Annotated in this window: 23 protein-coding genes; 7 read left to right on the forward strand and 16 right to left on the reverse strand. The window is 63.6% G+C overall.

All coding sequences use genetic code 11. From position 1 onward, the window contains the following. Window positions 1–54: 54 nt before the first annotated feature. The 5 genes from SMAL_RS12350 to SMAL_RS12370 all read right to left on the reverse strand — a co-directional run bounded on the left by SMAL_RS12350 (window position 55) and on the right by SMAL_RS12370 (window position 4,001). On the reverse strand, window positions 55–1,170 hold the full coding sequence (locus SMAL_RS12350; RefSeq protein WP_012511424.1) for an alkene reductase: 1,116 nt from the start codon (window positions 1,168–1,170) through the stop codon (window positions 55–57). A 192-nt stretch (window positions 1,171–1,362) separates the two neighbouring features. After that, entirely contained in the window at window positions 1,363–2,235 is an 873-nt protein-coding gene (locus SMAL_RS12355; protein WP_012511425.1) for an EcsC family protein, read from the reverse strand. 159 nt (window positions 2,236–2,394) lie between these two features. Next, the gene (gene orn / locus SMAL_RS12360; RefSeq protein ID WP_012511426.1) at window positions 2,395–2,967 is read right to left on the reverse strand and encodes an oligoribonuclease; all 573 of its coding nucleotides are present in this window, start codon (window positions 2,965–2,967) and stop codon (window positions 2,395–2,397) included. 74 nt (window positions 2,968–3,041) lie between these two features. Further along, on the reverse strand, window positions 3,042–3,566 hold the full coding sequence (gene tadA, locus SMAL_RS12365) for a tRNA adenosine(34) deaminase TadA (RefSeq protein WP_012511427.1): 525 nt from the start codon (window positions 3,564–3,566) through the stop codon (window positions 3,042–3,044). Between the two features lie 75 nt (window positions 3,567–3,641). Further along, window positions 3,642–4,001 carry a winged helix-turn-helix transcriptional regulator gene (locus tag SMAL_RS12370; RefSeq protein WP_012511428.1) on the reverse strand — a complete coding sequence of 120 codons (360 nt, stop codon included), beginning with the start codon at window positions 3,999–4,001 and terminating at the stop codon, window positions 3,642–3,644. Window positions 4,002–4,078: 77 nt separating this feature from the next. Between SMAL_RS12370 and SMAL_RS12375 the strand changes: the two genes are divergently transcribed. The 3 genes from SMAL_RS12375 (at window position 4,079) to SMAL_RS12385 (ending at window position 5,617) form a co-directional block, all read left to right on the forward strand. Further along, window positions 4,079–4,846 (forward strand): NAD(P)H-dependent oxidoreductase, encoded by a 768-nt coding sequence (locus SMAL_RS12375; protein ID WP_012511429.1) that lies wholly within the window; start codon window positions 4,079–4,081, stop codon window positions 4,844–4,846. A 68-nt stretch (window positions 4,847–4,914) separates the two neighbouring features. After that, window positions 4,915–5,352 (forward strand): acetyltransferase, encoded by a 438-nt coding sequence (locus SMAL_RS12380; protein ID WP_006374231.1) that lies wholly within the window; start codon window positions 4,915–4,917, stop codon window positions 5,350–5,352. 58 nt (window positions 5,353–5,410) lie between these two features. Beyond that, window positions 5,411–5,617 carry a hypothetical protein gene (locus tag SMAL_RS12385; protein WP_005410107.1) on the forward strand — a complete coding sequence of 69 codons (207 nt, stop codon included), beginning with the start codon at window positions 5,411–5,413 and terminating at the stop codon, window positions 5,615–5,617. A gap of 18 nt (window positions 5,618–5,635) precedes the next feature. Here SMAL_RS12385 and SMAL_RS12390 read toward each other — a convergent pair whose 3' ends face one another. Then, on the reverse strand, window positions 5,636–6,142 hold the full coding sequence (locus SMAL_RS12390) for a GNAT family N-acetyltransferase (RefSeq protein WP_012511430.1): 507 nt from the start codon (window positions 6,140–6,142) through the stop codon (window positions 5,636–5,638). 278 nt (window positions 6,143–6,420) lie between these two features. Between SMAL_RS12390 and SMAL_RS12395 the strand changes: the two genes are divergently transcribed. From SMAL_RS12395 to SMAL_RS12405, 3 genes are read left to right on the forward strand one after another with little or no spacing between them, the layout of a single operon-like run. Further along, window positions 6,421–6,771 (forward strand): hypothetical protein, encoded by a 351-nt coding sequence (locus tag SMAL_RS12395; protein ID WP_006374288.1) that lies wholly within the window; start codon window positions 6,421–6,423, stop codon window positions 6,769–6,771. A 39-nt stretch (window positions 6,772–6,810) separates the two neighbouring features. Further along, on the forward strand, window positions 6,811–7,464 hold the full coding sequence (locus tag SMAL_RS12400; RefSeq protein ID WP_006374290.1) for a hypothetical protein: 654 nt from the start codon (window positions 6,811–6,813) through the stop codon (window positions 7,462–7,464). Beyond that, complete coding sequence (locus tag SMAL_RS12405) at window positions 7,461–8,789, forward strand: XVIPCD domain-containing protein (RefSeq protein WP_012511431.1); 1,329 nt, start codon at window positions 7,461–7,463, stop codon at window positions 8,787–8,789. Before SMAL_RS12400 ends, SMAL_RS12405 begins: the two co-directional genes overlap by 4 nt. Window positions 8,790–8,843: 54 nt before the next feature. Here the strand turns inward: SMAL_RS12405 and SMAL_RS12410 are convergent, their stop codons facing one another. From SMAL_RS12410 to SMAL_RS21230, 8 genes are all read right to left on the reverse strand, one after another. Then, window positions 8,844–10,118 carry a hypothetical protein gene (locus SMAL_RS12410; RefSeq protein WP_012511432.1) on the reverse strand — a complete coding sequence of 425 codons (1,275 nt, stop codon included), beginning with the start codon at window positions 10,116–10,118 and terminating at the stop codon, window positions 8,844–8,846. 97 nt (window positions 10,119–10,215) lie between these two features. Beyond that, entirely contained in the window at window positions 10,216–11,223 is a 1,008-nt protein-coding gene (locus tag SMAL_RS12415) for an XVIPCD domain-containing protein (protein ID WP_012511433.1), read from the reverse strand. A gap of 57 nt (window positions 11,224–11,280) precedes the next feature. Continuing rightward, window positions 11,281–11,817 carry a hypothetical protein gene (locus SMAL_RS12420; protein WP_012511434.1) on the reverse strand — a complete coding sequence of 179 codons (537 nt, stop codon included), beginning with the start codon at window positions 11,815–11,817 and terminating at the stop codon, window positions 11,281–11,283. A gap of 321 nt (window positions 11,818–12,138) precedes the next feature. Next, window positions 12,139–12,342, reverse strand: coding sequence for a DUF4189 domain-containing protein (locus SMAL_RS21330; RefSeq protein WP_041864544.1), 204 nt, complete (start codon window positions 12,340–12,342; stop codon window positions 12,139–12,141). Window positions 12,343–12,555: 213 nt separating this feature from the next. Beyond that, window positions 12,556–13,098: a DUF4189 domain-containing protein gene (locus SMAL_RS20805; RefSeq protein ID WP_079993545.1), complete on the reverse strand. Its 543-nt coding sequence runs from the start codon at window positions 13,096–13,098 to the stop codon at window positions 12,556–12,558. A 244-nt stretch (window positions 13,099–13,342) separates the two neighbouring features. Then, window positions 13,343–13,501, reverse strand: a complete 159-nt coding sequence (locus SMAL_RS21310; RefSeq protein ID WP_332250367.1) for a hypothetical protein — start codon at window positions 13,499–13,501, stop codon at window positions 13,343–13,345. Between the two features lie 118 nt (window positions 13,502–13,619). Continuing rightward, the gene (locus SMAL_RS20815) at window positions 13,620–14,168 is read right to left on the reverse strand and encodes a DUF4189 domain-containing protein (RefSeq protein ID WP_079993546.1); all 549 of its coding nucleotides are present in this window, start codon (window positions 14,166–14,168) and stop codon (window positions 13,620–13,622) included. 324 nt (window positions 14,169–14,492) lie between these two features. Then, window positions 14,493–14,906, reverse strand: coding sequence for a DUF4189 domain-containing protein (locus SMAL_RS21230; RefSeq protein ID WP_332250441.1), 414 nt, complete (start codon window positions 14,904–14,906; stop codon window positions 14,493–14,495). 391 nt (window positions 14,907–15,297) lie between these two features. Here SMAL_RS21230 and SMAL_RS21030 point away from each other — a divergent pair, with 391 nt between their 5' ends. Then, window positions 15,298–15,504: a hypothetical protein gene (locus tag SMAL_RS21030; RefSeq protein WP_157628465.1), complete on the forward strand. Its 207-nt coding sequence runs from the start codon at window positions 15,298–15,300 to the stop codon at window positions 15,502–15,504. A 327-nt stretch (window positions 15,505–15,831) separates the two neighbouring features. On the opposite strand, the gene SMAL_RS20830 is transcribed toward SMAL_RS21030, so the two are convergent. Both SMAL_RS20830 and SMAL_RS12430 read right to left on the reverse strand, forming a co-directional pair. Continuing rightward, window positions 15,832–16,380, reverse strand: coding sequence for a DUF4189 domain-containing protein (locus SMAL_RS20830; protein WP_332250368.1), 549 nt, complete (start codon window positions 16,378–16,380; stop codon window positions 15,832–15,834). A 40-nt stretch (window positions 16,381–16,420) separates the two neighbouring features. Beyond that, a complete protein-coding gene (locus tag SMAL_RS12430) occupies window positions 16,421–17,566 on the reverse strand; it encodes a TrbL/VirB6 family protein (protein ID WP_041864545.1) in 1,146 nt (381 codons plus the stop codon). Window positions 17,567–17,587: the final 21 nt, after the last annotated feature.

Raw genomic sequence — 17,587 nt, forward strand, 5'->3', positions numbered from 1 at the left:
TACCCTGCCCCGCGCACCCTGGTAGTGCCGGCCGCTGGCCGGCAACCTCCGGGATCAGGCGGCAACGCTTTCTTCCAGCACCGGGTAATCGGTAAACCCGACCGCGCCACCGCCAAAGAACGTCGCGCGATCCGGCGGATTCAGCTCCGCACCCAGACGCAGGCGCTCCGGCAGATCCGGGTTGGCAATGAACGGGCGGCCGAAGCCGATCAGGTCGGCCCAGCCTTCGGCCAGTGCCTGCTCCGCGCGTTCGGCGGTGTACTTGCCGGCGTAGATCAGGGTGCCCGGGTAGACCATGCGCAGTGCCTGCTTGAACGCCACCGGCATCAGCGGTGCGTCGTCCCAGTCGGCCTCGGCGATGTGCAGGTAGCCCACGCCCAGCCCGCCCAGCAGGTGTGCCGCAGCGAGATAGGTGGCCTGCGGCGTGTCGTCCACCGCGCCCTGCAGGGTGGTCAGCGGCGCCAGGCGCACGCCAACGCGCTCACCACCGGCCACCGCCACCACCGCCTCCACTACTTCACGCAGGAAGCGCAGCCGGTTCTGCAGCGCGCCTCCGTAGCCGTCGGTGCGCTGGTTGGCCTGCGAATCGATGAACTGGTTGATCAGATAGCCATTGGCACCGTGCAGCTCGACGCCATCAAAACCCGCCGCCAGCGCGTTGCGGGTGGCCTGCGCGTAGTCGGCGATGATGCCCGGAATCTCGGCCTCGGCCAGCGCGCGCGGCATCGAGTGCTGGATCATCTCGCCCACGCCCGCTTCCGGGCCTGCGCCGGTTGGATCGACGAACACCTTCACGCCTTCGGCCAGCAGCGCCGACGACGACACCGGTGCTGCACCGCCGGGTTGCAGCGCCACGTGCGAGACCCGACCCACATGCCACAGCTGGGCGTAGATGCGACCGCCTGCCGCGTGCACGGCGTCGGTCACCTGGCGCCAGCCCTGCACCTGTTCCGGGCTGTGGATGCCCGGCGTCCAGGCATAGCCCTGGCCCTGCGGGCTGATCTGGGTACCTTCGCTGACGATCAGGCCGGCACTGGCGCGCTGCGCGTAGTAGGCGGCCATTTCCGCAGTGGCAACGTTGCCGTCGGCGGCACGCGAGCGGGTCATCGGCGGCATCACGATACGGTTGGGCAGGGCCAACAGGCCCAGACGGTGGGGAGTGAACAACATGGCGGCGATCTCTTGCGGGGGGGACTGACCGCAAGGATGGGGATGGATGCCGCAGCGCAACAGGCGGATCGTGGCAAAACAGTTGTGCCTGGCAGACAAGGGTCAGAGCCCTTCCTGCGGAAGGGCTCTGACCCTGTGCGAGGTCGGGGTCGGATCCCTTTGCAACGCAAAGGGCTCTGACCCCGAAGCGGGTTACAACGTGGGCTCGATCAACGCCCCGCCGTGCGCCACACGGTCATAGCAGGTGCGCACTACGTCTTCGCCGTACTTGCGCTCCAGCCGGCGCACGATGAAGTGGCCGCGCGCCATGTCCTGGTAGTAATCGGTGAACATCGTATTGAGTGTCGCACCGGCAGCCGCACCCACGATCGGCACCGCCTGTGCGGCGAATTTCTCGGTGACCACCACGCCGAAGCGCGCGGCCACCTTCTCCACCATCTTCGCCAGCAGCTTGCCGGCTTCCTTCGGTGCCACGCCCAGGGTAAGGTCACGGCCGGTCACCACGCGCCCGGCCAGCTCAGCCGACAGATGGCGCATCACATCGGTGGTGAAGCCCCGGGCCAGGTAATAGCCAGTCTCGCTGGCGTCATCGCGCGGCGAGTTGCCACCCAGCGCGAACACCTCCAGGCAGGCCTGGCGGGTACTGAACTCGGACAGGTCGAAGCCTTCGCTGCGAGCCACGTCGGCCACGGCGCGCATCATGATGGTGGTCGACACCGGCAACTCGATGAACAGCGCAGCAAAACCAAAAGCGCCGCCAACCGCACCGGAGGTCGCTGCGGCCAGCTTGTGCCAACGGGTGGATGCGCCCTTGCCGGGGGTGTTGTCCATGCTCCACAGCGCGGCCTGCGCCGACTTGGTCAGCGCCGCCTGCACCGCGCCGTGGATGCGGTTGGAGACCGAGCTGGGCAGCGCCTTCACCGCGAACTCCAGCGGCGTACCGACCAGATTGGCCATGCGCGCGGTCAGGGTTGGCGCTTCCAGCAGGGTCACCGCCCGCTGCAGGTCAGACCAGTCGCGGGCGTCGTGAGCAATGTCGCGAGGGAGCAGGATGGGCTCGTTCATGGCGCCGATCTTAGCGCCAGGGAGTTGAACGGAGGGTAGTGCCGGCCGCTGGCCGGCAACCTGATACACGTCACGAAGGCCGCTGAATTGCCGGCCAGCGGCCGGCACTACCAGTTCGCGAGTCATCCGGTAGCGCCGGGCCATGCCCGGCGTCGTTGTTCAGGCCGTGGGCAACCCCGACAGCGCGCCCATGAACTGGCGATAGTGACGCAGCTCGGCAATCGAATCGTGCACATCGCTCAGCGCGGTGTGGTTGCTGTTCTTGCCGACGCCGGCGGCCACGGTCGGCGCCCAGCGCTTGGCCAGTTCCTTCACCGTGGACACGTCCAGGTTGCGGTAGTGGAAGTACTTCTCCAGGCGCGGCATCTGGCGGTGCAGGAAGCGGCGATCCTGGCAGATCGAGTTGCCGCACATCGGCGACAGGCCGGCCGGAATCCACTGCGCCAGGAAATTCACCGTCTGCGCCTCAGCCTGGGCAAGGGTCACCGTGCTGTCCACCACACGCTGCCACAGGCCCGAGCGGCGGTGCTGGTTGCGGTTCCACTCGTCCATCGCTTCCAGCGTTTCCAGCGGATGGTGGATGGCGAATTCTGGACCTTCAGCCAGCACGTTAAGCTGGGCGTCGGTGACCACGGTGGCGATCTCGATGATCGAATCGTTGTCGGTATCCAACCCGGTCATTTCCAGGTCGATCCAGATCAGTCGTTCGTTGGCCGCGCCGTTGTCCGCCATGTGTCGCCTCGTTGCTGGGCAGGCGCGCGGCCTACCGGTGATGGAAAGAGGCGCCCATCATACCCTTTAGCCCCTCAGCCCTCGCCGGCGTGGTCTTCCAGCAGCAGCGGAGGCTTGCCGCGCTTGGTGCGGAAATAGTTGGTCAGGCGCATGCTGGCTTCCTTGGCCAGCACCCCACCGTGGATCTCCACCCGGTGGTTGTGGCGACCATCGCCGAGCAGGTCGAACACACTGCCGCAGGCCCCGGTCTTGGGATCGCTGGCCCCGTAGACCAGTCGTGCAACGCGCGCGTGCACGATCGCCATCGCGCACATTGCGCACGGCTCCAGGGTCACATACAGGGTGCTGCCGAGCAGGCGATGGTTGGCGAGCAGTTTTCCACCTGAACGCATGGCCACGATTTCGGCATGCGCACTGGGGTCGTGCGAAGCAATGTTGAGGTTCCAGCCCTCACCCAGCAGCTGGCCGTCGGCACTGACCAGCACCGCACCCACCGGGATCTCGTCGAACTCGCGCTGTGCGCGCTCGGCCAGCGCCAGCGCGTGGCGCATCCAGTGTTCGTCGGTGTCGTGCACCGGCACACCCAGGGCGTCGGTCATGGCGGTTCTCGCGTTTCTGCAGGGCCAGGATGGCCGCCGGGGCCGCATTGTACGCCCGCAGCCGTGCAGGCGCCGCTAACGCGCGTCGAAGCGCTCGCGAGCCGCGTCCAGGGCCGGAAAATTATGCTCGGCCCAACGGTCCAGGGCCGCAAGCGTGTCGACCAGAGTGCGTGCGATCGTGGTCAACCGGTACTCCACGTGCAGTGGCTTGCTGCCCATATCGCAGCGCTCGATCAGGCCGTTGCGCTCCAGCTGCCGCAGGGTCTGGGTCAGCACCTTCTGCGAGATGCCTTCGATCTTCCGCAGCAGCGCACCATTGCGTTGCGGCCCTTCGGCCAACGCCGGCAGCAGCAGCATCACCCACTTGCCGGAGATCAGTGCCAGCGCATCGCGCGCCGAGCAGTCGGCGACATAGACATCGCCAGGATGAGCCATGGTTACCTCAAGGTGCGTAATTGCCGGGGCATGCCGGCATCGCGAGGATGGTCGCACATTCCAATACGCCCTCCCTCATGCGCGCCCTGATCCTGCTGGCCCATCCCGAACCCCGTTCCTTCAATGCCCACCTGGCCATGCAGGCCGCCGAGCAGCTGCGGCACGACCATCTGCAGGTGGACATGGTCGACCTGTATGCAGCAGGCTTCGATCCGCTGGAAGCCGCCTGGCACCATCCACGGCGCCTGCAGCCCGAGCGCTTCGATGCCCAGCGCGAACAACGCTACAGCGCCGAACACGACCAGTTGCCCGCCGATGTGCAACGTCACCTGCAACTGCTGCGGGCCGCGGACCTGGTGATCCTGCAGTTCCCGCTGTGGTGGTTCGCGGCACCGGCCATCCTCAAGGGCTGGCTGGACCGCGTGCTGGTTTACGGACCGATGTACAACAGCCGGCAGCGCCACGAACACGGCGTGATGCGCGGCAAGCGTGCGCTGCTGAGCGTCACTACCGGCTCATCGGCACGGGCGTGCGCGCTTGATGGCCGCGAGGGTGACACCCGGTTGCTGCTGTGGCCATTGATGTACAGCCTGCGCTACGTCGGCTTCGAGGTGATGGAACCGCATGTGGTGCATGGCGTGCGTTCCGGGCTTCCAGCGGAGCGTATGCAGGCCCACGACGAGGCGCTCGCCATGGCTACGCGCAACTACCTGGAACGGCTTGCTCGGTGGAGGCAGTGGCCCCTTGTGCCCTTCAACGACAGCGAGGACTTCGAGGATGGCGTGGTGCTGCGCGCCGAGGCAACGACCCACAGCCCCTTCATCCGCCACCGCAACGATGGATGAGTCCGCGCCCGCACCTGCAGCCGGAAGGCTTCATAATGCGCGCTCATCCGAAGCACCTTGGTGAACCCATGACCACCCTGCGCTGCTCGCGCGCCGACGATGGCGCCGCCCTCGTCGACCTCTGGCGTCGCGCCGTCGACGCCACCCACGACTTCCTCAGTACCGAAGACCGCCAGGCCATCGATGCCGAAGTGGCCGCTTTCCTGCCGCAGGCGCCGATGACCGTCGCCGTCGATGCACAGGACCAGCCGCAGGGATTCATGCTGATCGACGGCACCCACATGGAAGCGCTGTTCATCGATCCGGACGTGCGCGGCACCGGTATCGGTCGGCAGCTGTTGCAGCATGCACTGGCCCTGCACCCGCAGCTGAGCACCGACGTCAACGCACAGAACGCGCAGGCCGTGGGCTTCTACCTGCGCATGGGCTTTGCCGAAACCGGTCGTTCGCCGCTGGATTCGCAGGGCCGCCCGTATCCGCTGATCCATCTTCGGCACAAGGCCTGACATCCGTCGGCAGCAGCTGCGTGCTAGCGTGGCTGCTTTCGATCAAGGAATGCCGTGCATGGATGGTGCAAAAGCCCTGTTGACCCTGTTTGCACTGGGAATCAGCCTGGTCTGGATCCTGGTGCCGTTCGCCATCTTCGCCGTGCGCAACCTGCTGCGTGAGGTACTGGTCGAGCAGCGCCGCACCAATGAACTTCTCGAGCATATCGGCGGCTACCGCATTCCGAAGCCGCAACCCGAACCGACCGTCTGGCGCGCGCCCTGAACGGGCGCCCGCCGTGGCTCAGGCTGTCGCCTCGAAGGCCGGTGAGTACTGCACCTCGCCCTGAGCCAGCGGAGGCTGCAGGCAAAGCGCCTGGAAGTACTCCGCCGGCACGCCCGGCAGCACCAGGCCCGGCTCGGCACGGAACCCGAAGCGCCCGTAATAGGCCGGCTCACCCAGCAACACGCAGCCGTACGCGCCCTGCTGACGCAAGGCTTCCAGAGCCGCGTGCATCAGGGCCGCGCCAATGCCCTGCCCCTGCCATGCGGGCAGCACCGAAATCGGGCCCAGGCCGAACCAGCCGGTGCTGCCATCGCTGACCGTCACCGGCGACAGGGCAATGTGGCCGACCACCTCGCCTTGTGCTTCGGCGACCAGCGAAATACTCAGCTCCCCACGCGAACGCAGCGCATCGACGATGAACTGCTCGGTGTGGCTGCTGTGCGGGGCTTGGCGGAAGGCGGCCTCGGTGAGTGCATGGATGGCGGCGTGGTCGGCCGTGGTTTCGGTGCGGATCTGGATGTTCATGGGTAGCTCTTCGCAGTTACTGGACACCCGGGTCCCATCGATGGCCTGAGCCGCGACGGAACACCGGATTCACTTTTGTCAGCCGCATGTTAATACGCAAAATGGGTCACGGATTAGGATACCCATCGTGGCTGGCGTCAATTTTCTGCCACTCTGACCGTGGAAACGATGGAATCACAGCGTTTCTCCGGCCCATAATGGCATCGACTGTCACCACGGAAGGAGGCACGCATGGAACGCCCATCCCTTTGCAACTGCCTGCAGGACGCACTTTGCGAATGATCTTCTACCCCCTGCTCTACCTCTGCCTGGTCGCTCCTGCGGCATGCGTGGCGCATGCAGGTGCGCAGGACTCACCGGTCGTCACGCCTCCTGCGGATGACGCCCGCTACCTGCCAGCGGGGATTCGCCTGAGGTTGCTGGGCACGGACTACGGCACCCTGTACCTGGCAAGCCTGCTGGATGAGCGCTACTACCACGGCGGATTCCGCCATTGGCTCGGCAATGCGCTGGGCAATGCGTGGCAGGCTCTGTCCAGACACCACGACGGTCGCTCGCTGCCCTCGCATCGAGAAGAGTTCTCCGATGCGCCCCTCGTGACCCAACCCGCACGGAACGTCTCGCCATGACCGACCGTTCTTCCCCCCTTTCATTACTGGAGGCCGACATTGCGCCGTAAATTCATCCCGTGCCTTGCTCTGCTTCTGTTGACCGCCTGCAATCCGGAGACCGCCATGAACCAGGAACGTGCCGCTGCTGAAGCCGATGTCGCCCAGGGTGGGCGTGGCCTCGCCAAGCTCAACCCCAGCCCACGCAAGGCCTATGAGCTTGTGCTGCGCCTTAAGGACGCCCCCGGCGACTTCGCGGTGGTCGAAGGTGTCGCGCAGTACGACGTGACCAACGAAGACCAGTGCGGGCACATCGAACCGGCCACCGGTACCGCCGCACGCATCACCAGCCAGGAGCCGGTGGAGCTGCGCAAGGTCGCCGACGGCGAGTACCGCGGCACCGTGTACCTCGACCGGATGCTGGATGAGGACTACTACGGCCGTGGCGTCTGCAAGTGGGAATTCAGCGGTGCCGGCGCGATGCTGAAGGCCACTGGTGCCGAGGGTGAGACACGCTTCCTGTCATTCATTGAGGCGTCCCCCTTCGTCAAAGGCGAGACCGAGACCCGCCACTATCCTCGTGCGGACTATCCGCGCGTGAACGAAATTCCTGACTACGGCGCAAGCGGCCAGGAAGACCCGACCAAGTTCCGCCCTGAACTGCAGAATGCGCTGTTCTCCGCTTCGCTTGAAGCCGATGAGGTCCGCCAATGAGCTTCAACAGCCAAGACTATGCTGCGCTATCCGAAGATGCATACAAGGATTACGCGGTCGGTCGTCGTGCACCTGGCCAGGATGAGATCGTCCCGATCAACGGGCACAAGTACAGGATTCTCGAGCATGTCGACAATCGACTGAACGGCTATCAGGGAACGATCTATCAACGGGTCGATACCAATGAAATCGTCGTTGCACATCGCGGCACCGAGCAGATCGCTCGTGATGCAGTCCTCACCGACGGTGGCATGGTTGTCGCCCGCACCAATGTGCAGGCCCCGGACGCCATTGCATTGACCCAGCGTGCCCTCGCCTACGCCAAGAAGGAAGGCCAGGATCTCGGACAACGTCCACCTGAGGTCACCGTCACCGGCCATTCCCTCGGCGGCGCCCTGGCCCAGATCACCTCGCACCACTTCAACGTCAAGGGCGAGACCTTCAACGCCTACGGCGCGGTCAGCCTCAGCTACCGCATTCCGGAAGGCGGCAACACCATGATCAACCACGTCATGGCTTCCGATCCGGTCAGCGCCGCCTCGCCGCACTTCGGCCAGGTCCGCATCTACGCCAAGCCCGATGAGATCAAGACGCTCGCGGCAAATGGCTTCAGCAATCACGCCCTGCGTGATCTGATTCCAGACCGTCCGATCATCGCGGCCACCAGCTCATTCGGCGCGCACAAACTGGGCAACTTCCTCAACGAAGGCTCGGTGCTGAAGCACCCGGAAACGCAGAAGCTGGCGAAAGACAACGCCAAGATGATCGAGGAGTACCGCGACGACGTCGAATCGCTGCGCCGCGGCGTTACCCGTGCGGCACGTGGCATTCCGGGCGGTGCCGTCGATCTGTACGACCACATCCGTGGCCCGCTGCAACCCGGTGAGCCGGCGCGTCGCGAGGCGGAGAAGAACGGCCATCACACCAGCATGCTGCGCATGGACGATGCCACTCATCTTGGCAACCCGCTGTTCAACGACGCGATCCGTGGCGTGCATGCGCAGGACGTTCGCGTCGGCCGCGTGCCGGATGTGATGAGTACGCAGTTGGCCGGTAGCCTGGCGGCGGAGATGCACGCTGCAGGCGGCAAGCGCATCGACGAGGTGGTGATGAATGCCGACGCCTCGCGCAGCTTCGCGGTGCAGGGCCAGGGCGGCGACCCGGCGCATCTGCGCGTATCGGTGGACACCGCCGTGGCAATGAACACCCCGCTGGAGCAGAGCAGCCAGCGCATTGATCAGCAAGCCGCGGGACAGCGTCTGGCACAGGACCGCGATCAGCAACTGGAACAACAGCAGAACCAGACCCGCAGCATGCAGGCCTGATGAACAGCGCGGGAGCCGGTCATTCCGGCTCCCGCGTCACTTCGGCCCTCTGCCTCAGGGGCTGGAGGCCGCGACCGGCGCGGACGCACCGGCGGTCACGAACAGATCCGGCCCGGAATCCGGGAAGCCACCACAGGCGCGATCGCCCGGTGCTACCGGATCACAGGGCCACTGCGCCCGCGCGACCTTTTCGCGCAGCTCGAAGCGATCCCCAGTCCAGACCACGAAGGCCAGGTGCTCGCGGTTCCAGTCACTGTAGGCACGCGGACCGCCCTTCTGAGCTGCCTCCGGGTACTGCACGAACCACCGCATGGCCGGGCCGTACTGCAGCTTGCTGTCGTCCAAGCTGATCCGGCCGTCGCGCGACAGCTGCCGCGCACGATCGGCCTCCGTCACCTGGGGCATGGCCGGCATGGCATCGGCGGTCACATCCCTCGGCGCGGCGTCCCCGCGAACCTGGTACACACGCTGGGCCACATAGGCCTCGCGGCAGTCACCCGCTGGCACACGTACCGGCTCCGCGCCGTACTCATCGCGGTTGGCGACCCGGTCGCTGCAGGTGAACGGTGCCGACACCAGGTAGAACGTGCTGTCGGCGTCGCGTCCTTCCAGCGAACGCACCCAGATGTCGCCCATCCGCGCGATGAAGTCCGGGCGCTGGCCGTAGCCCGGCACCGCCTTGAACCAAACCTTCTGTTGCACCTCACGCTCGCGCCAGCTGCGCGGCAGGTGGACGTCCTGCTGGGGCAGCGCGACCAGCAGCGCGGCCAGATGCGCCGGCATCGTGCCCTGGCAGGCGCCGATCAGCAGCTCGCCCTGGGCCGCCAGCCGCCCAGCCAGATCCACCGGGCAGCGGGCACCAAGCGCACGCTCGGTCGCCTGCTCGGGCGGCAACGGCGCGATGACCAAGGCGGGCGGCGCGGGAGCTACCGCCGGGACGGCTGGCTCGACGACAGCAGGCGGTGCAGCGACAGGCGCCGCCGCTGCGGGTGCAACGGGCACAGGCGTCGGGTCTGCAGCCGGCGCCGGCTGCGCGTCCACCACTGGTGTCGCAGGAGGTGTCACGGCAGCCGGTACATCGGGAGCCGGCGCCGCGACAACGGCTTCGGTGGCCATGGGCGCTGCAACAGGTGCCATCCCTGCAGGCGCGTCAACGATCGCCTCGGCGGCGATGGGCGCCTCCACGACGGGCGCCGCTGTCTCCTGAGCCTGAGCCTGTGCCGACGCTGCGGCAAGTCCAAGTGACAGCAGCCAGAGCGGCGGCAGGCGGCGCGCGAATGCATCGCAGCGGGCAGCGACGTGCCGGGCATTCGAGGGAACGATTCGCATGTGGTGTCCTTCCGAGTGGGTTTCCATGTCGGCGCCACAGGGCGCCACGCGTCGTACGTAAAGCGCCGGCGGGTCCCCTGCCCGCCGGCATCAGGTGTTACAGGGATCGAGAACGCTGCTCCTGCTCGCGGGCGAGCGCGGCCGCCGGGTCCTGCTGGGCGACACTGGCAGCCAACTGCTGGCTGCTCTGCGCCAGCGGCTGCTGGGCGGCCTGCTCCCGGTCAACGGACGCACGCAGCATCGCCGGATCTCCCAGCGCGCCCTGCACCGCAAACAGCGTGCGCCCGTCGTTGCCCGCCAGCAGATGATCGATACGCGACAGGCCGGCCTTCTGCGCGCTCAACGCCAGCGCGCCGGCGGCGTTGTCCAGTTCCTGCTCACTGCGCAGTCCGCTCTGCGCCCCCATCTGCTGCAGGTGCTGGCGTGCCCCCTGGAACAGGGCGTGTCCCGGCTCGCCCGGCTGCGACATGTCGCGCAGGGTGGCCTGCTGCGCCGGCGCCCCCACTTCGCCCCGCTCCAGCCGCGCCATCACATCAGGTGTCAGCTTCTGCTGCCACACATCGAACCGCTGCTGGCGGGCCTCGATGCCGTTCAGGCCACCATTGATCGCGCGTGTCGCTTCGCGCACATCCTCGCGCGCCGCCTCCGGCACGCGCGTCTGCCACTGCCACACCGCAATACGGCCCGCATGCTCAGGCTGCGCGGCCAGCTCCGGTTGATTCACCAGATCCAGATCCAGCGCCTTGCCGGCACGCTCATAGTTTTCCTTGCCGACCAGCGGCAGATAGCCGCGGCCGTGATACTTCAATGCGTCGCCGGGCGCATCATTGCCCATGCGCCCGCCATACATCAGTTCGGCCAGGCTCTCCGGCCGCCCACGCAGCGCCTCCTGGCGGGCGCTCTCCAGCGCGGCGTTGCCATTGCGCCACGCAGCTTCCACCGGGATCTGCGAGATTCCCCGGGTGAAGTTGAAACTTTCATTGAGCCGGCTCAAGCCGCGCGACTCGTGCCCTGCCTGGGCCATGAAATTGGCCAGTTCAAGCGGGGAGTCGATGCCGGCTTTGGTCGCCTGCCGCAACAGCTGCGACTCTCTATCGGTCGACACAGTGCAACTCCTGAATCTTCATCAGCGCGGATTCCCTTCCGCCGGTTGGAGCTTGGCTCATGGAAGCGACACCTCGGCGACACTGGACGGGTCGAAGTCCTCGAACCGCACCCTGCCCAGCTCCGCCACCGAGTAATCCCGGATGTTGGTCGCTTCAGTCTCGATATCCACGACCTTGCGTCTCACCCCATCCACCCAGCAGGCCTTGTCCGCAGGCGCATAGCGGAACCGGTAGGTGCTGCTCCAGCGCTCGCGGCTACCCCCGTTGGTGATCACGCTGAAGGTGCCTTCCTCGACCATTGCATACGCAAAAGGGTCGCCGGCCAGGCCACCTCGGGTAGAACACGGCACCAGCTTGTCGTTGCGCGCGGCCAGCTGCCAGCGCCCGCGTCCGTCACCGCGCAGCAACAGCAGCACCCGGTTGGGTCCGTGCTGGCCGGGCACCAGCCCTTCCGGTGTCGGCTGATCGATGACCAGCAGCTGATACTCGATGCCATCGCCGTTGAGCTCGCCCCTGACCGCTTCCAGCAGGTTCGCACCGGACGGAACAAATGCCAGGGCATCGTCCATGTGTGCGCCAACCCTGTCGTCCATCCCCTCCCACTCCTTCAATATCGTCCCGCCGATGCTCGCGTCGTAGGCGGGCGTAGTGGCGTTGCCCAGTCGCGCCAGTCACCCTGCAGATGCGGATGATAGCTCCGGGAGCACCATGGCAGCGTCGGTGGCATGCGTCACCCGTTGAGCGGAGGGACAGGGTCCTCATGGACGGGAAAGCTCCTGCAATCGGTAGCGCCGAAGCGTCATTTTTCTGACGCTAGGAGAGCTTAGCGCGAGGAGGTCGCTTGCGTCGAAGATCGAAAGCTTGAAATGGCGCTACCAGTCACAAAATTCGGTGCAGAATAGGTCTGCCCAACGTTACTGCCCCCTACTGCGGGCACGGACCACTGCGGCGCACTGGCCAAGCGTGAAAGCAGCCACCACTTTGCAGTCACCTGCTCCGCACTGACTGGCCGCGGCGTCACGTGCATCACGGTCGTTCAGCCCCAAATGGATCGCGTAGGCCTTGAGCGCACTACCAGCGGCGATCGCTTTCCAAGACTGGGCGATATTGGCCACCATGCGACTGTTCTATGCAGTTCAGCGTCTGGCTGAGAGCACTCGTGCAATCGGGCGCGCAGCCTGTCTGGCGACTGCCGATGCAGGACTGCTGCGATGCCCAGGAGATCCGTGCTCGGCTGACCGCTTGGGGCACTCAGGCAACGCATTGACTCGACCGGCGCGCGTGTCTCATGGTGCGCCATTGCTCTGATATTCCTTGCCGCACGCCCTTGGTCAGAATTCATCAAACAATGGCTTGGTACAGTTCGAGTAGAACACTTCACATCGTCCTGCGCGATCATTGCGGCACATTGCTTCCGAAGCGACATGCGCCAACTCGGGGGTAGCCCCTGTCCCAAGTCCCGCACGTCCAGCACCGGATCGTCCGCTTGGAATGACCCAGGAAATACACTGGTTGAAATAGCTCATGCTGACCGTGCAATCTCGGGCACCTGACGCTCCACACTTTGAAACTGCTTCGCGTTCGGCCTCATTCTTGGATCGCAACCCCGTTGAAACCCCAGCATCCTGAGTACTTTTCGACTCCGCAATTGCCCCCCAGGTCTTGGTCCATTTGCCAGTCGGAGTTGCGAGACGGATCTCGGAGGAGCCAGTGCTTCCAGTGGCACCTCCCGGAATCGGCGCACATCCGCGCGCGCCCTGCCCGCCAATAGGGTAATACCCGGGCGGGCAGTTTCCTTCTGCCCACGCACGATCAACACCACCCAATAGCAGCAGGCACGAGGCGAGCAACACCCAATGTGCAATCAACTTCATAGCGAACGTACCTCCACCGTCTCCAGCCAAGCGATCAAACTAGGCAATTCCTGAATTGGCGTTCCCTCTGAGGCCAGAAGACGGATGCTGAGGCTCATGTCCACCTTGCAATCTTGGCATTACCGCTTGTCCCCCGCCCAACTGAGATCCCGCAGCTGAGGAAGGTGCCTCTGGCTTGTAACTCTGACCACCTCCCGTCGAACCCGGCGGCTGACCGTTCGGGCCCAGCGATGCTGGTACTGCACTACCGCCTATCTGCGAACATGCCATGAAGCTGCCCAATGTTCCCTGGAAGAACATCGCCGCCATTGTGGCGCAGCAGAATCAGCGTGGTCAGGATCAGGCCCATGCCGCCTTGCTGCAGTGCCATTCTCGAAATACCTTCACTGAAATTCTCACCCATCAGCGTACCCGACCACGTGCGCCCCCAAAAAGGCGAACGCGACCTTGGACACCATCTTCATCGCGATGCCGGTCACATCAATGGACCGGAATATCAGGGCGCGACATAAGCCTGCAACTTAGAACTCATCAAATATCGGTTTACTGCAGTCCGAATAGATCTCTTCGCAATATCCCGGCTGATCATTTTTGCACATGGCTTGCGCGTTGAACTTGGCCCTTTCGGGCGTGGGACCAGCTCCAATCCCGGCACGGCCCGCGCCAGAACGCCCCCTTGGAATGACCCACGAGACACACTGATTTTGATACGTGAAGCTAACCGAACAATCAGCAGCACCAGCTGATCTGCATTTTGAAATTGCCTCACGAGAAGCCTCCTCCTTGGATCGCTTACCGACAGAAGTGCCCGCATCCTGAGTACTCTTCGATTCAGCAATCGCCCCCCATGTCTTGGTCCATCGCCCAGTAGGAGAGTTTGCGGGCAATTCGGAAATCCCGCCACTCGATGCGCTACTCGGTGCGCCACTTGGAATGGGGGCACAACCTCGGGCACCCTGACCTCCAATCGGATAGTACCCTGGCGGACAATTGCCTTCAGCGAACGCAACTTCGGTCAATGAGAAGAGAAGAAGGAAGAAAAGAATCACCCACTGCTTTGCTCCATTCATAAAACTGTTCTCACTCCCTTCTCCCTGGACCAGCCAGACGGTACCGCGATTGACATTTCCTTCGTCTCATAGATCGGCTCAGAACAAGCGGAGCAGGCCGCTTTACATTGCGCTCCATCAGAGCGCATGCCACGCCGGAGCCGGCGACTCCAGTCGCTCGATGACACACGCACGGCGCTGCCGCTTGGGTCGTAGCGCGGTGCAGCACCCCACGCGGAGCCCCCTCGCGCCCTATCGCTCGTAGAAGGCGAATCGCCAATAGCGCCCACCAGCGGCTATTTGGCATTGCAATTTCCTAGGCCATCAATCAACTATTGAAGAGAACTAGAACTCCTCAAAAATCGGTTTCGTGCAGTTGGCATAGAACTCCACACATTTTCCTGGCTGATCATTCCTGCACATTAACTGGGCCACAAATAGCGCTCGCTCCGGCGTGGGCCCACCACCCACTCCCGACTGCCCGCCCCCAGAACGCCCACTTGGAACGACCCAAGAAGCGCACTGATTGAAGTAAGCCAAATCGACCTCGCAGTCACGCGCGCCTCCCGATGCACACTTGGAAAGAGCCTCCTGCTCTGCCAGCTCTTTGGCTCTCTTTCCCGTCGACACTCCTGCATCTTGAGTGTTCTTGGAAGACGCTATCGCCCCCCCAGGTTCGCACCCATTTGCCAGTAGGACTGGCAAGCTGAATCTCCGCTGTGGTTCCACTTCCACTAGCAGCCCCGGGTATCGGCGCACACCCCCGTGCCCCTTGCCCTCCAATCGGGCAGTAACCAGGAGGGCAATTACCTTCAGCAAAGGCTTGATACGCCACGCCCAAGATCAAAGAACTGGCGAGAATCGCTTGCGATACAAGAATTTTCATCGCCCGCCACATCCAACTTTATCATGCATATCGAACTCGCTATGCAACGACGCCATTCGCATTTCCTCCAAGCCCAGACGATGGTGGCGGAGAGTCAAAGGCACCCTGCAATCTCGGAGTGACTGCAGAGCCTGCACCCATCGGTTGAGACTGGTGAGTCGCCGGTGCGTCGGCTTGTATTGCCCTCCGCCCGTCGAACCGGGCGGCTGACCATTCGGGCCCGGCGAGGCCGGTACCGCACTACCGCCTATCTGCGAATGTGCCATGAAGCTGTCCAATGTTCCCTGGAAGAACATCGCCACCATTGGGGGCATGATTCATTACTGCCGCGAGGCTCTCGGCTCAGCAGGATCCCCCAAGGCACTACCCATTCGATACGGTCAGAATAATGTCGCGACGGAGTTGCTTGCGCTTGTGCCTGCTCCTGCCACCCGCAGATATGACCAGCTCAATGATGCGATCCACCAATAGAGTAGATAGCTTCACACCAGCTGAGAACCGGTAGCAAGACCGGACATTCAACGCACGCCTAGTATCTCTTGAAAAGTGGAATAGTGCACGCGACGTAGACGGATCTACATTTTCCTCCGGCCGCCGCTCCGCAATCCCGTTAGGCAGTCTGGGTTACCCGGTCTACTTTAGTAGAATTAACGCATTTCGTCCCAGTGAACATCAGTTCAGGAGAGGAAACTGCTGAGACACATTCAGCCGGAAACAAGCGCGCAGAATTTTATGCCGTGACTCGCCAAGGATAACATTGTTCGAGACCATACCAGCGAGCCCACCGGCACATTTACATCAAAACTCTTCAAAAATAGGCTTGGTACAGTTTTCATACAGCACCGCGCACTTCCCGCTCACATCGTTCTTGCACTTGGAATGCGCCATTATCAGCGCCATTTCCGGCGTAGCACCACGCCCCAATGCCGACATTCCACGACCAGTCTTCCCACTTGGAATGACCCAAGCCACACACTGATTTCGATACGCCAAACTGACGGAGCAATCGGCGGCACCTGTTGAACTGCACTTCCGCAAGGCCTCTTGCTCTGCCGCTAGCTGTGACCGAAGGCCGGTCGATGCTCCTGCATCCTGAGTAGACCGAGACTCGGCGATTGCCCCCCAAGTCTTTATCCACCGCCCCGTCGGAGAGTTTGCGGGCAATTCGGAAATCCCGCCACTCGATGTACTACTCGGTGCGCCACTTGGAATGGGGGCACAACCTCGGGCGCCCTGACCACCGATCGGGTAGTAGCCGGGAGGACAGTTCCCCTCCGCCGCAGCCGTCGCAGCTGCGCCCAGAAGAGCAAGCATCGACAAGGAAATTACATAGCGTCGAAACTTCATTCTCCAACTTCCTCCAATCTCTGGACCGCAATCATCCAATTCAAGCTACACCCGTACCAGCGTTACCCCTAAGGCCTGGAGAATGTGTCGCGGAATCCGGGCCGACGTGCAACCTAGGGTTCGCTACCTGCATTCCCATGGGTGAACCTCCACCTTCTCCCGCGGGGGCTTGGGGCCTGTAACTCTGCCCGCCCGTCGAACCCGGCGGCTGACCATTCGGGCCCGGCGATGCCGGTACTGCGCTGCCGCCTATCTGCGAATATGCCATGAAGCTGCCCAATGTTCCCTGGAAGAACATCGCCGCCATTGGGGGCGCAGTCAGAATCAGCGTGGTCAGGATCAGGCCCATGCCGCCTTGCTGCAGTGCCATGCTCGACATACCTTCACTGAAATTCTGACCCATCAGCGTGCCCGTCAACGTGCTTCCCCAGAAGGCGAACGCAACCTTGGACACCATCTTCATCGCGATGCCGGTCATCGCTGCCAGAACCGCCATGGAGAACATCGTGCCTATGCCGTAGAGCAGCCACTTCTGGAACAGCTGCTTGGTCTGGTCAAACAGCAAGCACAGGATGAACAATGGCCCCAGGCCGATGAACAACGCCAGCGCGACCTCATACAGCAAAAGCATTGAGCCAGCTGTGACTGCTGGACCACCCGTGCCCATGCCAATGAACCACATGGCACGGGTCTTCGCGTTGTCCAGCGTCACGTCGCTCATCACGTCCAGCGCGTCAACGCTGGATAGCGCCAGCTGCATGTAGCCCAGGTTCTCATCGATCAGATCCTCCGGTGAGTCCTTCTTCCCGGTCACGACGTAAGTGATCTCGTTCTTCACGTCATTGATGAGAAAGCCATGCATCTCGCGACCGAACATACCCATGGTCGTGGCAACCGACACGATCAGCGCGGCCTTGGCCATGTTGGTCACGAGCACCATCATCGAATCGCGGCTGCGACCGGTGGCGATCCGGAAACCCTGAATCAGCACCCAGAGCGTCATGAGAGTCAGTGCAATGCCACCGACCCACGCCATCATGCGTCCAAGCAGCTTTACGCCGTACTCCGCGATTTCCTTATGCAGGTAATCGAGGATCAGCCGGAAGAACACAAAGTCACCAATTGAGGATGACGCGTGCAGATTCTGCAGCATGTGCAGGGGGCCTTGCCCCGACATGCCATCCATCAGCCCAAGATCCATAACTTC

Origin of the sequence: Stenotrophomonas maltophilia R551-3 (assembly GCF_000020665.1) — a bacterium.
Lineage (GTDB): Bacteria > Pseudomonadota > Gammaproteobacteria > Xanthomonadales > Xanthomonadaceae > Stenotrophomonas > Stenotrophomonas maltophilia_L.

Coding starts and splice junctions, on each gene's coding strand:
- SMAL_RS12370 (WP_012511428.1), bottom strand. CDS start 4,001: ATGGCTCATCCTGGCGATGTCTATGTCGCCGACTGCTCGGCGCGCGAT.
- SMAL_RS12380 (WP_006374231.1), top strand. CDS start 4,915: ATGACCACCCTGCGCTGCTCGCGCGCCGACGATGGCGCCGCCCTCGTC.
- SMAL_RS21330 (WP_041864544.1), bottom strand. CDS start 12,342: ATGGTGGCCAATATCGCCCAGTCTTGGAAAGCGATCGCCGCTGGTAGT.
- SMAL_RS12420 (WP_012511434.1), bottom strand. CDS start 11,817: ATGGACGACAGGGTTGGCGCACACATGGACGATGCCCTGGCATTTGTT.
- SMAL_RS12385 (WP_005410107.1), top strand. CDS start 5,411: ATGGATGGTGCAAAAGCCCTGTTGACCCTGTTTGCACTGGGAATCAGC.
- SMAL_RS12390 (WP_012511430.1), bottom strand. CDS start 6,142: ATGAACATCCAGATCCGCACCGAAACCACGGCCGACCACGCCGCCATC.
- SMAL_RS21310 (WP_332250367.1), bottom strand. CDS start 13,501: ATGGGTGAGAATTTCAGTGAAGGTATTTCGAGAATGGCACTGCAGCAA.
- SMAL_RS12350 (WP_012511424.1), bottom strand. CDS start 1,170: ATGTTGTTCACTCCCCACCGTCTGGGCCTGTTGGCCCTGCCCAACCGT.
- SMAL_RS20805 (WP_079993545.1), bottom strand. CDS start 13,098: ATGAAGTTGATTGCACATTGGGTGTTGCTCGCCTCGTGCCTGCTGCTA.
- SMAL_RS12395 (WP_006374288.1), top strand. CDS start 6,421: ATGATCTTCTACCCCCTGCTCTACCTCTGCCTGGTCGCTCCTGCGGCA.
- SMAL_RS21030 (WP_157628465.1), top strand. CDS start 15,298: ATGAAGCTGTCCAATGTTCCCTGGAAGAACATCGCCACCATTGGGGGC.
- SMAL_RS12410 (WP_012511432.1), bottom strand. CDS start 10,118: ATGCGAATCGTTCCCTCGAATGCCCGGCACGTCGCTGCCCGCTGCGAT.
- SMAL_RS12430 (WP_041864545.1), bottom strand. CDS start 17,566: ATGGATGGCATGTCGGGGCAAGGCCCCCTGCACATGCTGCAGAATCTG.
- SMAL_RS20830 (WP_332250368.1), bottom strand. CDS start 16,380: ATGAAGTTTCGACGCTATGTAATTTCCTTGTCGATGCTTGCTCTTCTG.
- orn (WP_012511426.1), bottom strand. CDS start 2,967: ATGGCGGACAACGGCGCGGCCAACGAACGACTGATCTGGATCGACCTG.
- SMAL_RS12405 (WP_012511431.1), top strand. CDS start 7,461: ATGAGCTTCAACAGCCAAGACTATGCTGCGCTATCCGAAGATGCATAC.
- tadA (WP_012511427.1), bottom strand. CDS start 3,566: ATGACCGACGCCCTGGGTGTGCCGGTGCACGACACCGACGAACACTGG.
- SMAL_RS12375 (WP_012511429.1), top strand. CDS start 4,079: ATGCGCGCCCTGATCCTGCTGGCCCATCCCGAACCCCGTTCCTTCAAT.
- SMAL_RS20815 (WP_079993546.1), bottom strand. CDS start 14,168: ATGAATGGAGCAAAGCAGTGGGTGATTCTTTTCTTCCTTCTTCTCTTC.
- SMAL_RS12355 (WP_012511425.1), bottom strand. CDS start 2,235: ATGAACGAGCCCATCCTGCTCCCTCGCGACATTGCTCACGACGCCCGC.